At 38.9% G+C, this 15,268-nt stretch carries 10 protein-coding genes; all 10 read left to right on the forward strand.

Annotation, left to right across the window (positions count from 1 at the left end):
- The first annotated feature begins 52 nt into the window (after positions 1 to 52).
- The 10 genes from N836_RS41740 to N836_RS41780 all read left to right on the forward strand — a co-directional run bounded on the left by N836_RS41740 (position 53) and on the right by N836_RS41780 (position 15,089).
- Positions 53 to 1,537 carry a hypothetical protein gene (locus N836_RS41740; protein ID WP_152532027.1) on the forward strand — a complete coding sequence of 495 codons (1,485 nt, stop codon included), beginning with the start codon at positions 53 to 55 and terminating at the stop codon, positions 1,535 to 1,537.
- Between the two features lie 1,324 nt (positions 1,538 to 2,861).
- A complete protein-coding gene (locus N836_RS41745; protein ID WP_023070477.1) occupies positions 2,862 to 4,094 on the forward strand; it encodes a glycosyltransferase in 1,233 nt (410 codons plus the stop codon).
- 389 nt (positions 4,095 to 4,483) lie between these two features.
- Positions 4,484 to 5,479, forward strand: coding sequence for a glycosyltransferase family 71 protein (locus N836_RS41750; protein WP_023070478.1), 996 nt, complete (start codon positions 4,484 to 4,486; stop codon positions 5,477 to 5,479).
- Between the two features lie 75 nt (positions 5,480 to 5,554).
- On the forward strand, positions 5,555 to 6,610 hold the full coding sequence (locus N836_RS41755; protein WP_023070479.1) for a glycosyltransferase family 2 protein: 1,056 nt from the start codon (positions 5,555 to 5,557) through the stop codon (positions 6,608 to 6,610).
- A gap of 46 nt (positions 6,611 to 6,656) precedes the next feature.
- Entirely contained in the window at positions 6,657 to 7,292 is a 636-nt protein-coding gene (locus tag N836_RS0136865; RefSeq protein WP_036052104.1) for a TVP38/TMEM64 family protein, read from the forward strand.
- A gap of 71 nt (positions 7,293 to 7,363) precedes the next feature.
- Complete coding sequence (locus N836_RS41760; protein WP_023070481.1) at positions 7,364 to 8,551, forward strand: glycosyltransferase family 87 protein; 1,188 nt, start codon at positions 7,364 to 7,366, stop codon at positions 8,549 to 8,551.
- A gap of 54 nt (positions 8,552 to 8,605) precedes the next feature.
- The gene (locus N836_RS41765; protein WP_023070482.1) at positions 8,606 to 9,592 is read left to right on the forward strand and encodes a glycosyltransferase; all 987 of its coding nucleotides are present in this window, start codon (positions 8,606 to 8,608) and stop codon (positions 9,590 to 9,592) included.
- A 97-nt stretch (positions 9,593 to 9,689) separates the two neighbouring features.
- Complete coding sequence (locus tag N836_RS41770; protein WP_023070483.1) at positions 9,690 to 11,561, forward strand: glycoside hydrolase family 9 protein; 1,872 nt, start codon at positions 9,690 to 9,692, stop codon at positions 11,559 to 11,561.
- A gap of 399 nt (positions 11,562 to 11,960) precedes the next feature.
- The gene (locus N836_RS41775; RefSeq protein WP_023070484.1) at positions 11,961 to 13,286 is read left to right on the forward strand and encodes a glycosyltransferase family 4 protein; all 1,326 of its coding nucleotides are present in this window, start codon (positions 11,961 to 11,963) and stop codon (positions 13,284 to 13,286) included.
- Positions 13,287 to 14,093: 807 nt separating this feature from the next.
- Complete coding sequence (locus N836_RS41780) at positions 14,094 to 15,089, forward strand: acyltransferase family protein (RefSeq protein ID WP_268744295.1); 996 nt, start codon at positions 14,094 to 14,096, stop codon at positions 15,087 to 15,089.
- Positions 15,090 to 15,268 lie beyond the last annotated feature (179 nt).

Consider the following 15,268-nt stretch of genomic DNA (forward strand, 5'->3'; position numbering starts at 1 on the left):
AAAATGAAAATCAATATTTAGATTTTCACTATCTAAAGGAGCAACTAAACGAATGCTTTCAGCTATCTCATCAAGATCATCCTTAAAATCAAGTTTTCTATTTTCCTCTGCAGTCACGATATCTGTCATTTACTGCACTCTAGTTACACGATTAGGACTCTTTAAATATCATGAAACAATAGTTAATAATGTCCTTGCGATTGAGATACCAGATTATGATTCTATCCTGAATCGATTTGCAATCAATTTGCTTTACTTTCTATTAACTTGTATCTATGCAATTTGGCTATTAAAAACACTAAAAAAATCAGGAGTCTCTGAATCTCGAACAGCTGGCTTTAAATCGGTTATTAAAGTAGCTTTACCGTTTTTATTAGTTGCACTAATAACCTATCCATTTAGTCGAGATATCTATTTGTATCTTCACTATGGCTTGATGGCTGTGAAGGGAATTAACCCTTTTCTCGTTATAGTGAGTGCATTTGATTCAGGTCTAAATCCACTCCATAATTGGATTAGCGAAGATGTAACAACAGCTTATGGTCCAATAGGTATTATGCTATTTATGCCTGCTGCTGTGTTTATAAAGTTAAGTCCAGTGCTAGCAGTATATGCCTTTAAGGCTCTGTGCTTGCTCTGTCATATTTGCAATTCCTATTTTATTTGGCGATTACTCTATGAGTCTCGCTATCGTCAAGTTCTAACCTTTGCATATTTGGTTAATCCATTAATCCTAATTGAGCATGTAGCCGATGCTCATATCGATGTTTTTATCTCCTTAAGCCTTATTGCTTTTGCAGGCTTCTTGTATAGAAAGAATTATGTCTTATCAATATTGGCTGCTTTTGTAGGTTTCCTAGTTAAGACCTTACCCTTGCTATGTATCCCTCTGGCAATCTGTTTCTTATTGGGCAAACGTCGATATCTTGATATTTTTATAAGTCTTATTTTGTCGCTGGTAATTATTGCAGTCTTTTATATAACTATTTTGCCAACTCCTGATACTTGGTTGAGTTTTGTCTCCCCTGATTTGGGAGGTGTTGCAAATTCAATTCATCATTTTCTGGATCTGATCTTGGTTTATGTGCCAATTGTTTCACCTTCGGCGCGAGCCTCGATTATATCTGTCTTTACCTTAGCTACAACCCTTGGGTTCCTTGCTTATTATGCGTGGCAATGTCTCAAACTTTGGTTTAGCTCAACAGTAACCGAACGGGATGTAGTTCTAAGCTTTGCTTGGTCTGTGTTCTTGTTAATACTATTTGCCAGGGCTTGGGTTATGCCCTGGTATGTTACAAATCTGCTAAGCATCACTGCAATATGTTTTGATGCGTCCTTGTTTGTGCTCACAACCCTGACTTATTCCCTATCAATCCGACTGATTTTTACTGAAGGAGCAGGTCGAGGATTACTTAGCTTAGTAACAACTTTAAGCAGACTCTTACCCCCTATGTATGTTTTAAGCTTGGGTCATGCTCGAAGCGAAATGATTATGGGTAAATTCCTTGGAAAAAAGACAATGAGTAGACCAAGCTAAAACTACTGTTATAGTGCTGTAGCTTAAAGATTTGAGGATTGTTAAAGTTACTTTATGAGTGCTGCAAAAACTGTTTCCAGCAGTGCCATTAAAAAACGCAATGCTAGTTTAGCGCCTATCTCATAAAGATCCCTAAGTCTTCAGCTATCTAAGTCTATTCATTACTGATTTAGAGGATGAATCGCTCTGTTAGAAGCATCATATATCAGCATCTTTTAGCTCAATCCAGACCGGGGATCAGCAACCCATAAGTCTAGTGAACGAGAGCATATTATTCTCTGGTTCAAGGAATAAGATCGAGCTGTTGATTCAGATAAGCGCATCGTAACGACAGTATCTGAGGAAGTATTTTTATGTTACACTGGAGCTCTGTTAGTTATAGTTAAGTATCAATCTATTGGACCAACAAATTAACCGAGTCGGAGCCAATGGGTAAGCCATCCATCTGATAATAGTGATATTACAAATCCACTGGAAGAGCACGTTAGCTCAGATAGTCGGAGTATCTTGCACTGAGCAGTGTTGAGGGCTATCAATATTGGTCTGGGTGTTGAGACGCAACCTTTCCTATCAATGCGAACAAAAGTACTCGAAGTTTTTCAATGAGGTGTTCGCCTTGTGGAGATTCTCTTTGAAATGAATCACCCAATGAAGCAACATCTTTGCCCTATCCATATATCTACATTGCTATCATACATTTTATTTAACTAGAGGATGATGTGCTCCCCAGTAAGCGCTCCCCACAAGAAGTAAATTCTTTGTTGTGTCCACTTAATGAATCGGTGTATATATGGCAAGTACTCTCATCAGATAATACTTCAATAACTACATCGAGTAGCCAACGCGCTAGCCAGACCGTTTTATATACCCGCTACAAAACCTATGACAAGATACTCTGAACTTTAGTTGAAAAATTGTTCTTGAATAGCAGATCAGGAGACTTTAAATTTAAAGGTTGTCAACCCTAGCGCGTAGTTGGTCAAACTATAAGTTTGCTCATACTACTAAAACCTGGAATGATATTAGACTTTCTAAAAACTCACATATGTAAGCACTTCATGAATCATACAGAATCACCATAGCAAGTGCTTGATAGTAATCTCTCAAGGAACATTGATTATATTCTTTCAGTCATCTCGGGAAGAACGGGCTATTTAATATGAGTGTGTAGTTCATATATTGAATGCCATAAAAGCTTTTTGATACCTTCTGTGGGTCTAGGAAGGTTTGATGACAGGGACCATTAGGCTTAGATGAGTAATTGAGGTTGAGATATTAGGTCTTAGTCTAATTTATTTCTTGATGCTAATATCTTTAGCCTTGTATGAATAACGTGATGTTTACCTGTGTACCAATGAAATCAGCTAATGTTTTGTTCTTAACAACAGTAATTCCAAGCCAAAAAAGAGGTGGGGGTGAAGTTGCATCCCAAGCTTTTATTGATGGACTGAGACAAAATGGATGCCAGGTCTCAGTTGTAGGATATATGAGGAAAGATGATTATTTTGACCCAAGCCCCCACGAATTATTGGTTGAGAAACGCTATATAGAAACGAGAAAGGCACCACTTTATGCTGTATTTTGGATTGTCTTGAGCTTCTTACTTAGATTACCTTATTCAGCCGCAAAATATTATTCAAATACTTATATAAAACTAGTTAAATTTCTCCTGAAAGAACAACAGTATGATGTTATCTTTATTGATCATTCTCAGTTAGCCTGGTTGTCTAAGTTAGTCAATAATAGAACTAAGGTAATATTCATTGCACATAATATTGAGCGTGAAATATATCTTAGCCATCTGAAAAAATCAAACAATTTTTTGGGAAAATGGCTATATGCTCGAGAAGCTAAACTAGTTGGAAGAATGGAATCTGAGCTTTCGAAAGAAGTGACGGAAGTTTGGACCTTGACCGAGCATGACGCTAATTACTTTTCTCAACTTGAGGGCAATACGAATCTTGTTAAAGCCTTAGCCTTACCACCAAATTCCGATAGAACAGTTGATAAGGTGATTGAGAAAAAGTTTGATATTGGATTAATTGGTAGTTGGACCTGGAAGTTTAATGAGGAAGGGCTACGATGGTTTTTTAAGTTTGTTTATCCTGAATTGTCCAGCCAAGTATCTATCCATGTTGCGGGCAAGGGGGCTGAATGGCTACGTGAAAAATATCCCAACGTAAGGTATGAAGGTTTTGTTCCAAGTGCTCAAGCCTTTATGGCTGAGGCTAAGGTGATTGCATTACCTATGCGTGGAGGTAGTGGTATACAAATCAAAACTCTTGATGCGCTCGCTTCAGGCTCAGCCATTATAGCTACTCCACCATCCATGAGGGGAATCTCTTTAATATCTCCGATTGTTAAAATTGCTGAACAGCCTCAAGACTTTGCTCGTCTTTTATCTGTTGAAGTTAGTGATTGGAATACTCAGAAAAATAAAATTGCACAAGAAATAACCTCAGACTGGTTAAAAACAAGAAGAAAACGGTTTCAAAATGATATTGCTAGTTCGATAGAAGATAAGTTTCAAGCTATGCCTCAAATGCTAAAAAGTTAATGGCTTCTGAGGTTAGTGTCTCTGACAGCAGGACATCAAAAGAATATCCAGCATTAATTAGATACTCGAATAGACCAGTCTAATTGGAATTCAGTTAACTAGCATTTTGATATAAAGGCTAAGGGAACCCTAAATGAAAAAATAAACTCTACCAAGCTTGCCGTCCAAATGTAGTGATATTAACTAGTAAAGCTTGATTAATTGCAGAGAAACTTTCATTGTTCCAATCCGTCTGTATATTTGTAACTGAGACAACTATAAGACTGTTGTTGATGTGGTCTAGGTGTCCGTATTAGATACTGCCTCGCTTGGGGAGCATTGCTGCCGCTTTTTTGCATATTATTAGAAGAATTCTGTGTCGCAGCTCTATTAAATTAAAGGAATGATCTATGAACGACCTCTTAGGATACGATAATTCTCTACTAAGATACAGTATTAATGCAGATAATGCTGCAGAATTGTTTGCTCAGCAAGTTGAGGCACCCGCACCTGCGCTCAAGGACTTTTCTGGAAAAGGCTTTGTGATATGTGCAGGAGGTCCCTATTTAGAGAGTGCGTATGTAGTAGTTCGTCTCCTTCGTCACTATGGTGCGACACTGCCAATCGAAATCTGGCATGCTGGGGAAGATGAGATTCCGCTATGGGCAAGACCTGCGTTTATTGAACATGGTGTGACATTAAACAACATCATGGATTACTGTAATGACCGCCCATTAAAACAGATGCGTGGTTTCCCCATTAAAACAGCAGCACTTCTTAATACAGGCTTGCGTGAGGTGATGCTGATTGATGCCGATTGTTTTCCTGTATGTAATCTGGAATTTTTATTCGAGACTCAAGAGTACAAAGATAATAAAGCAATATTTTTCCCTGATTATAAGCGTCATTTGCTTCTACCGGATAAGCCTGTTTGGGATTATGTAGGCATGCCTTACAACGGTGATACAGAGTTCGAAACCGGTCTGTTACTTTTCGATAAAATCTCCTGTTGGAAAGCATTAAATCTAGCTGAGTGGATGAATCTTGGTTCAGAATTTTGGTACCAGCATGCGATGGGAGACAAGGACACATTTTACTTGGCCTGGCGCAAGCTTAATCAATCATATTTTCTAGCTCCGAAGTGTCTTAGAATTCCAACTGTTCTGAGCCGCCACTACTGGCTAGGTAAAAAACACCTGGCCGATCATCGTACAGGAACATCAAAGTATACAGTACCTTACAAAAAAGGCATCTTTACAAGCTATTTATCGCCTTACAAGGGGCGTCCCATCTACAAAGATTTTATCGACGAATGTTTGCAACAATTTGTTAATAGCAATTATAGGTTGCATACCAAATTCCTCGGTGGTTTGAAATCCTATAAAGATGCTTCTGTATCTGAGTAAGCAATCCCTAACACATAGAGCTCTAAAAAAAAGTAAAGTAATGCCTAAACTAGCCAACTATAGTTAGAGATACTAATGATGATTGCAAATAAGCCAAGTCATAACTCTGCATCAACGCTTTCCCACCCAGAATTATCGATAGTTGTCCCGCTCTACAATGAGGAAAAGAATCTTGATGTATTATTTTCTCGATTATTAGATGTTCTCAATCAAATAGGTATGACCTATGAGATTGTTTGCATTAATGATGGGAGTCGTGATCGAACCTTAGAAGGTGCTATTAGCTATTCTCAGCAAAATCCAAATATCAAAGTTATCAATCTGTCAAGAAATTTTGGTAAAGAAATTGCTCTGACTGCTGGTATTGATCATTCTTGTGGACAGGCAGTCATCCCAATTGATGCAGATTTACAAGACCCACCTGAATTAATTGCTCAGTTAGTTGAGAAGTGGAAAGAAGGGTTCGATGTTGTTTATGCAACTCGTCAATCGCGACAGGGTGAAACCTGGCTGAAACGATTTACTGCAAATGCTTTTTACCGTGTTATTGGTAAGATGAGCAAAGTTGCCATTCCACAAAATACTGGTGATTTTCGTTTGCTAGATCGTCAGGTGGTTGAAGCGCTGAAACGATTTCCTGAGAGAAATCGTTTTATGAAAGGTCTATTTTCTTGGGTAGGTTTTCGGCAAACATCAGTATTATTTGATCGTCAACCTCGATACCAGGGACTTACAAGTTTTAGCTTTTGGAAGCTTTGGAACTTTGCTTTGGATGGGATTACTTCGTTTAGTCTTGTTCCACTAAAGCTTTGGACATACGTCGGCCTTAGTTTTGCATCCATGGCCTTTGTTTACGCATCTTTCTTAATTGTTCGAACATTTTTTCAAGGTGTCGATGTTCCAGGTTACGCTTCACTGATGGTTGTTGTTTTATTTCTTGGTGGGGTAAACCTGATTGGCTTGGGAGTGGTAGGTGAATATCTTGGAAGAGTTTACGAAGAGGTTAAAGAAAGACCTTTGTATCTGGTGAGAGAAACTTACGGGATTGAGAAAAAACCGTATATTGACATGTCATACCAGTATGAAAATCAACACAATCAACAGAAAAATGGCTGCGCTCCAAAAGTTTAGGCATCTATTTTAAAGAAGTTGTTAATCTTTCCCATGGGGTGATGTGATGATCAAGAAGGGTATAATTCTTCTGAGTCTTTTTTCAGTTGCAGCCATATTCGTTATTCTCCGAGGCTTAGGACAAGAAGAAATACTAGCCTTAAGGGCTCAGATTGAACAGACAGGTTTTTGGGCACCGATAATATACATACTTATCTATACATTTGCAACAGCGTTAGTTTTGCCATCTACGATGTTGAATGTAACGGGTGGTGCTTTATTTGGGGTTTTTTGGGGGATCATTTGGACAACAATTGCTGCTGTTGGAAGTGCAATTCTTACTTTTTGGGTGACCCGTCATTGGTTAAAGGATTGGAGCTTAAAAAAATCGCGTAACAGTTGGCAAGACTTAGATGCAGAGATACGCGGGGGGGGATTTTTTTACCTACTTGCAATTCGGTTGTTTCCAGTAATCCCATATGGAATTGTTAACTATTCTGCGGGATTAACTTCAGTTAGTTTTCGCGATTATTTGATCAGTACCAGTTTAGGAACTGTGCCTGGTCTATTACCTTTTGTAATGTTGGGTGCTTCTGGCATTGAGACTGTTTCAACAGGTCAAGTTTGGCCTGTTCTTCTACCCCTCTGTCTGATCAGTTTATTAATCGCTGGGACGACATGGTATCAGCGTCGCAGGAAGTAGTACGGTCTATATTTCAGATATGCTTAAAGTTCTAGAAGATTTAAGATATCAGCTCGTTATTGGATAAGTATATGGAAAGCTCAGTAATATCAAGACTATCTCAGTCTAAATTCATAAATCTCATCTTAATTGGTGCACTAGTTTGTAGTATTTTATCTCTGATACTTTTCGGAGTTGTTGGAATCGGACGCTTGAGCGAATTTTCCTATGATTATGGAATTCTGTACAAAGCTGGCCGTGATTGGCTAAATAATACGAATCCTTACCTTAATGAATCTGATAATATATTTGCTTATCCTCCTAACTTTTCTTTTTTTCTCGTACCACTGGCCCTACTCAATTTTGGTATGTCCAAATATTGTATGGCGCTTCTAAACATAATCTCTATTCTATCAATCGTCTGGATTTCTTGTCTTACCATTGTTAAAAATAGTCCTGATAATAGTCGACTGAAGTGTCTGCTATTAGCGTCATTTATTATTGGAAATCCTTTTACGACCCATAATGTTTGGATGGGTCAAACTTCTCTGGTTCTACTGGCCTCACTAATGGGGGCGTGGCACTTAAGTCATCAGAATAGATGGCTGCTTTCAGGTATTCTTTTAGGAATATCAAGCTTTAAGCCACAACTCGCCATATTGTTATTTGTATGGTTTCTATTAGAGAGAAATTGGAAAATTTTAGTAACATCATTAGTTACGTTTTTTCTTATGAGTTATTACCCTCTTTTAACTCAAGGCCCTGTAGAAATGATGCGGTTATGGATTGATGATGGTCTTGGAAGCTACTTGACTGTTGACGTCAACGTTTTAGGCTCTCAACATGTTGTGGGACTAGCAAGTATGCTGAATGCAGCTGGCATTGATGTCCCAAGTCTAAAAATAGTGGGCGTAGTTTTAACAGCAATCCTTTGGGTATTCCGTAAGCGATTTAACTCATACGACATCCTGGGTATTTTGTTTGGTATATCACTGACCTTTGTATCTGGTCATGACTATGACTATATCTGTCTTATTCCGTTGATAACCTCCTTACTTATTTATACGAAAGATAGATCTAACCTGTGGGTATGGCTTCCTTCTCTAATATTCTTGCTGATTGTTCCTCAACGATTTGTCAGAGTGCTTTCAATCCCTGTGCTTAATCATTGGCGTACATTAATAGTGGTTACACTAAGCGTTCTAGTTCTTTTATCAAGCCTCTCTTATCTAAGAGCAGAAGAGACTGATGAGGGATTAGTTTTTCAGGGTGGGAAGTAGATAGATCTTTAAGCGTATGTAGAAAAACACGTAGGCTATTATCTAAATTGAACGATGCAGGTGAATTTGAAACAGCTATCTAATAACAAAGATAATTCCAATCAGTCTACAAATCTGGTCAAGGTTTCTATTTGTGTTGCAACTTACAAACGGCCTAACCTCTTACGAGATCTATTAGTATCTCTGAACAATCTTACTTTTACTCAAAGCTCTATACCCGTCATAGAAGTCATTATTGTTGATAACGATTCTGCTTGTTCGGCTAAGGCAACTGTTGAACAAATAAGATCCTCTTTTCAGTGGCCGTTGACGTATTTTGTAGAGGCTAATCAAGGTGTTACCTATGCCCGCAATCGTTGCATTCAAGAGGCTTCCAGAGACTCAGACTTCATTGCTATGTTGGATGATGATGAAACTGCAACACCTCAATGGTTAGATGAACTTCTAATTAATCAACAAAAATCTAATGCTGAAATTGTCACAGGACCTAGCCTTGCAGTGTACAAGGACAATCAGCAAGTTCCTGACTGGATTAGGGTTGGTGGGTTCTACTCATTTCCCAGATATGAAACTGGGAAGAGAATGGAGACAGCATTCACAAATAATGTGATGTTTAGCACCAAACTTTTAAAGAATCTTAAGGACAACGAAACACTCTTTGATAATCGTTTTGCCCAGAATGGAGCAGAAGATGCCTATCTATTTTCATGCTTAAATAAGCAGGGATATAAGATTGTTTGGGTCGATGATGCAGTTCTCCATGAACCTGTTGATGATAAACGTTTATCTTTGAATTGGATTTTAAAGCGAGGGTTTTGGTCTTGGAGTGTTCACAGTTTTATTGAAGCTGAGCTTTATCCTTCGTTTAAGATCCAGGCCATTCGAGCAATTAAAGGGCTAGGCTTAATTTTTATAGGACTTGTTACTATTGTTCCATCTCTCTTGTTAGGTAGAGCTAAAGTAGCTTGGGCATTGCTCAGGGTCTCTCGAGGTATGGGGACTCTCTCTGGGTTGCTGGGGCGTCAAGGTAGTTGGCGGTAAAGCTTTATGTGTAATCTCTCTAACTCTATTTGAGCCTTGGACATTGTGTTAAGCATGATGGCTTTTTTTAATATATGGAACTCTCACGGTTAGCTTTATGCTCATCAAGCGTTATTCTTGGCCTTATCGACTAGTCTTGGGAAAACTTACAAGCTTAGCAGGTACCATTCTCATTTCTATCAGTGCATTGAGCTGTTCAGATAGCTTTCAGTCATCTCACTCTAAGAATTTCCAAGTATTAGTGGATCAGTTTGGTTATCGTCCTCAAGACCCTAAAGTAGCTGTTGTTATTGGGCATGTAAATGCAACTCAGCCTTATAAGTTGAAAAATGTAGAAACCGATCAGGTGGTTGATGTCATTACGCCTGTCAAGTGGGGGAATGGTGCTGTTCATTTACAGTCAGGAGAGCGTGCTTGGTGGGTGGATTTCTCCACCCTTGAACAACCTGGAAAGTATGTTCTTGTACGTGAAGATGGAGAAACGCGTTCAGCCGAATTTGAAATCCGTGAGGATGTCTATAGAGATGTTTTAATTGCTGCAACTAGAATGTTTTTCTATCAACGCAGTGGAATTGCCAAAAGAGAACCATTTGCTGATGCACGCTGGACTGATGAGGCCGCCTATGTTGGTCCTGGACAAGACACAGAAATTCGCTTCGTACATGATAAGTCAAACCCAGAATTAGAAAAAGATATGCACGGGGGGTGGTTCGATGCTGGGGATACCAATAGATATGTCACCTATGCTTTACAGCCAGTACATCAGCTTTTGAGTGCTTATGGTCAGAATCCTAAAATCTGGACGGATGATTTTAATATTCCCGAATCGGGTAACGGCATTCCTGATCTGCTGGATGAAATAAAATTCGAGTTAGATTGGCTGATGCGAATGCAGGATTATGATGGTGGGACCTTTATCAAACTTGGTAATCTTGGCTATACCCCCACGCACCCTATTCCCAGTAAGGATGCTCAACCACGATTTTATGGACCTAAATGTTCGTCGTCCACAATTGCGATCGCAAGCATGTTTGCCCATGCTGCATGGGAAATGCAGTCTGTTCCTCAACTGAGTGACTATGCTGATGAGCTGAAATTGCGAGCTACATTAGCTTGGGACTGGTACCAGAAGAATTCAGTAGACACACACTGTGATAACGGAGAGATCAAAGCAGGTGATGCCGATATACCTGTTGAAAAACAGGAGGGCACGGCAGTGAGTGCTGCGGTTTACCTCTTTGCCGTCACAGGAGATACTCAATATTCCGACTATGTTGCTCAAAACTTCTCTCTGACCCAGCCATATAGAGACGGTCCATGGTCTCGTTACGATCCCTGGCAGGGGGATGCACTTATATTTTACTCCCAATTGCCTGATGCTGATCAGGGACTGAAAGAAGAGATTCTGGCAGATCTAGAAGACAAACTAGATGATCATCGTGGAGAAGCCTATGGCAACGATGATCACCTTGATCCCTTTCGTTCCTATATGCCTGATGAGCAATATCACTGGGGTAGTAATATGACCAAGGCCAATTATGGCAACATGAACTACGACCCCATTATGCTGAACATGAATGCAGCAGAACGGTCTGATTATATAGAACGAGCTTTAGGTGCCGTTAATTATTTTCATGGTGTAAATCCACTGGGCACTGTATTTCTTAGCAATATGTATGAGTATGGTGCTGAAGACTCAGCCAATGAAATATATCATCAGTGGTTTGGTCAGGGAGAGTTCAAAAACGCACTTACATCTAAAAAAGGCCCAGCTCCTGGATTCTTGGTGGGTGGACCTAATCGAAATTATTCTGGAGATGCAGCTGTCGCTGCAGGTCCTCCGATGAAAGCTTACATTGACACTGTAAAGTCAAATGTACCAACTTACGAAATCTTGGAACCTGCAATCTACTATCAATCAGCCTACATTAAGCTACTCTCTAAGTTTGTCACTGCAGAGGATGAATAATAGATCCTTAATACTAGTTCTCAATAAGTGGTTGCTTAAGAAAAAGAGCGATAGCGTATACGAATAAGATTAAAGTCAAGACAATCTAGCCTTTTATACATATTACTATCACAAGCTGTAAGTTTATTTCTAATAAATCATGAGGGTTTTAAGTAAGTTAGGGTTTCCTGGTTTGATAATGATGGGACTGAAGTAGGAAATATCTAAGCATATTTTGAATGTTTTGTAGTATTGTAAATCTGAAAAACTGTTTCTAGTTTTGAACAAAATCATACACTTAGAGACATTCACTTAAGTACTTATTGTTTATCAACTAAGTCGTCTTTATTTGCTTGCCTCTAAATTACAGACGTAAGCGCATCATACAAATATTTTGTAACATCATAGAACTATCAACCAATGACTCAGAAGAAGTTGAAAGTATTATTGATTATTGAACAATGTAATCCTGCATGGAACTCAGTGCCACTTGAAGGATATCGTTTATATGCGGGTATCAGTAGATTTGTTGATACTACGTTAGTGACTCACACGCGGAACAAAGAGGAGCTAATGAAGGTGCATCCAGATGCAGATATCATCTACGTTGAGGATAGTGCTTTCATTGCTAAGCTTGACGAGGTTGGTCATCGCTTGAGTCTGTTTAAGGGGCAAATTATCTGGCCGCTTCGTAATGCTTTTACTTACCCAACATATTGGGGATTCAATCGCGCAGTCTACGACCAGTTTAAGGCTGCGATCGCCAATGGTGATTATGATTTGGTCCATGCCATCACTCCAATGATGCCACGGTACCCCGTAAAAACAGTCAAGGCGTGTAAAAAAACACCTTTTATGTTGGGCCCAGTCAATGGTGGAGTTCCTTTTCCTGATGGATTTAAGGAACTGGGTCGTAAAGAGTATTCCTATCTCAATTTTCTTCGCTGGGTCGGTCGTTCTATTATTCCTGGCTATCGAGAAACCTATAAAAAAGCTGACTATATTTTAGCCGGTTCAACTTATACCCTGGGACTGATTCAGAAGCTATTTCCTAAAACTCGGGATAATCAAATAGAATTATTTTATGAGAATGGCATCACCAGCTCATTCGTGAGATCTGATGAAGATTTTGCCCAAAACAAAATACCTGATCAAGCTTCAGTAGATAACAAAGTTAAGCTTCTATATGTTGGCCGGCTTGTTCCCTACAAGGGAGCTGACATGCTTTTAGATGCTATTGATAAACTTGATACATCTGTAAAAGAGAAAATTCACCTGACGCTTGTCGGTCGAGGCTCTGAGGAAGAAAACTTGAAGAATCAAGTAAAGCAACTCAAACTTGATCGGTGTGTTCACTTTACTGGACATGTTCCACAGTATAAAACCTTGGAGTACTATCGAACTTCTGATATATTTTGTTTCCCTTCAGTACGTGAATTTGGTGGAGCTGTAGTTTTAGAAGCTATGGCTAATGCTCTGCCTTGTATTGTGGTTGATAATGGTGGTATTGGCGAGTATGTAACTGAGAAAACAGGTTTTAAGATTAGTCCTATTTCTAGAGAATTTGTAGTTAAAAAATTAACTATCTATATAGCTCAACTAGTTGAAGATCATATAATGCGACATGATATGGCCTATGGGTCTCTTCAACGTGCTAAAGAATTCACCTGGGATTTAAAGACTCGTAAGATTGTCGATATTTACTCAGATGTTTTAGCCAAAAAGTCTGGGACAGGAGTCAAGTGATTTCAAGTTTCAATGGATAGACACGGCTGTTTCGATTCTTAAAATGCCACAAGCAGGTTTAAGCGCCCTGAAAAATTCCTTTACAAAGCACTTAAATTAAATTCAATAAGGGCTGTAGTTTTTGCACTACAGCCCTTATTCTTGTTGTAGAGTGCTCAACAACAGTTTAAATGTATTTGGAATTGAGAGTCTGCTGGTGATCGCTATTAAGACCTTACGAACGCAGGTATACTACTGGTCTTAAATGTTACAGACAATTAGCAAAGTGATTATTCATTTTCGCCGATGTAACGGTGCTATCTAGTATAAAAAGGTGAGCTTCAATAGATAATTGCATAACTGATGAATTACATCTCTGCTAGCGAAAATTCATGAATTCAATACATTTTTGCCAGCGCAGGCAATTTTGGATCTGATAAAAGCCTGATCCCTAGCAGACTACGATAGCTTGCCAGCACTAAAGCAGCCGATACTGAGGGGCATTGCTGATCATCGGGATGACTTTAGTTGTGAGATACCGTTAGATAGCAATGGCTTGAGACTGGTTCATCCCCTAAATCAGCAATCGCAAAATAGGTGTTCAGCATAGGGAGCGAATGCTCATCCTACTCTGATATAAGCATTATTAAATGAGATATTTCTAGATTGCGACATCATTTATGAATGAACTCTAATAACCTGGAACATAAATCTTAAATAAAGTGTCCCCATTACCAAGGGAGACATTCAAAGCTTGCCTATTAATACGTAATTATGAAATTACGTAGTTACGTACTTCTTGTGTTGGGTGTAAAATCCGGAAATCTCATGAGAAATAAAAATATAGATGTTGCCCGCGGTGTACTAATGCTATACATCGTGGCTGTGATTCACGGTGTTTTCTGGTTAGAGTTGATTCCTAGGCCATATTCATCAGTTCTACTGTTTGAGATGCCTTTGATTTTTTTGGTTTCAGGATACTCATTTGCATTATTCTCACGAAACACCGGCTTTAAGTTGAGCTTATCGGGTTATTTCAAGTACTCAGTAAGCAGATTGACTAGACTCCTAGTACCATATTATGGCTATTCCCTAGTGTGTGTTATTGCTGTCGTAGCATATACAGGAGACATTAATATGGAGGTAATTCGTGATTGGATGAATCCCTTCATATATGGAAAGGTGGATCCCTTTGGCTTGTTAACCTCACATCTTTGGTTTTTGCCGCCATTCATATTCGTGACCCTGGCTTTACCGTTTTTGTCTTCGGTTAAGCTTCCGGTTTGGTCTGCTGCAATTCCGTTGTGCATCTTGGTCTCGATACTCGGAAACTATTTTGATGGTAACCTTGTTACTCCTATTTTCTATTTGTATTGGACTTGGGTTGGTTACAGGCTTGCTATAGATACCAAAATCAAACCTAAATTGCTAATTGCGGTTATTGCGATAGGCACTATTGCATTGATTCTGGCTGAGTATTTTCTTGACGTCACGATAGATATGCAAAGCAATAAGCTGCCACCAAATCTCTTGTTTTTCACATTTAGTTCCGTATGGGTATCTGTGTTCTTGCTGATTAGCACATTCTTTAAGTCAAATCAGCTGGCGTTTCTAGAGCAGTCAAAATTGTTGAAACCTTTTGTTGCTCGTGGTTATTCAATCTATTTATGGCAAGGGATTGGATATATTCTGGCTATAAATATATGCGAGTTTCTAGGCCTATCAGATTATTTTTCATGGGGAATCGCCATAGGACTTACTGTCTTGTTTGGAATAATGTTTAGCCCTCTAGAGAAAATCAGGTGGCGTTTTAAGAAGGCATAACGATTCCGATAGTAGGACACGTATTAAGAGGTATCCGCTTAAGTTGGAAAATATTGATTTGTTCAGGGGTTGGGACTTTTTAGACACACAAGTTCTGATTCCTGAATTCTATTTTTAAGGAAACTTTCTCTTTATAAGAATGCCCTCTAATCACTTCCATCTAACATAAAATTATGAAG

This window comes from Leptolyngbya sp. Heron Island J, from assembly GCF_000482245.1.
In the GTDB taxonomy this organism is placed as follows: Bacteria; Cyanobacteriota; Cyanobacteriia; order Phormidesmidales; family Phormidesmidaceae; genus Leptothoe.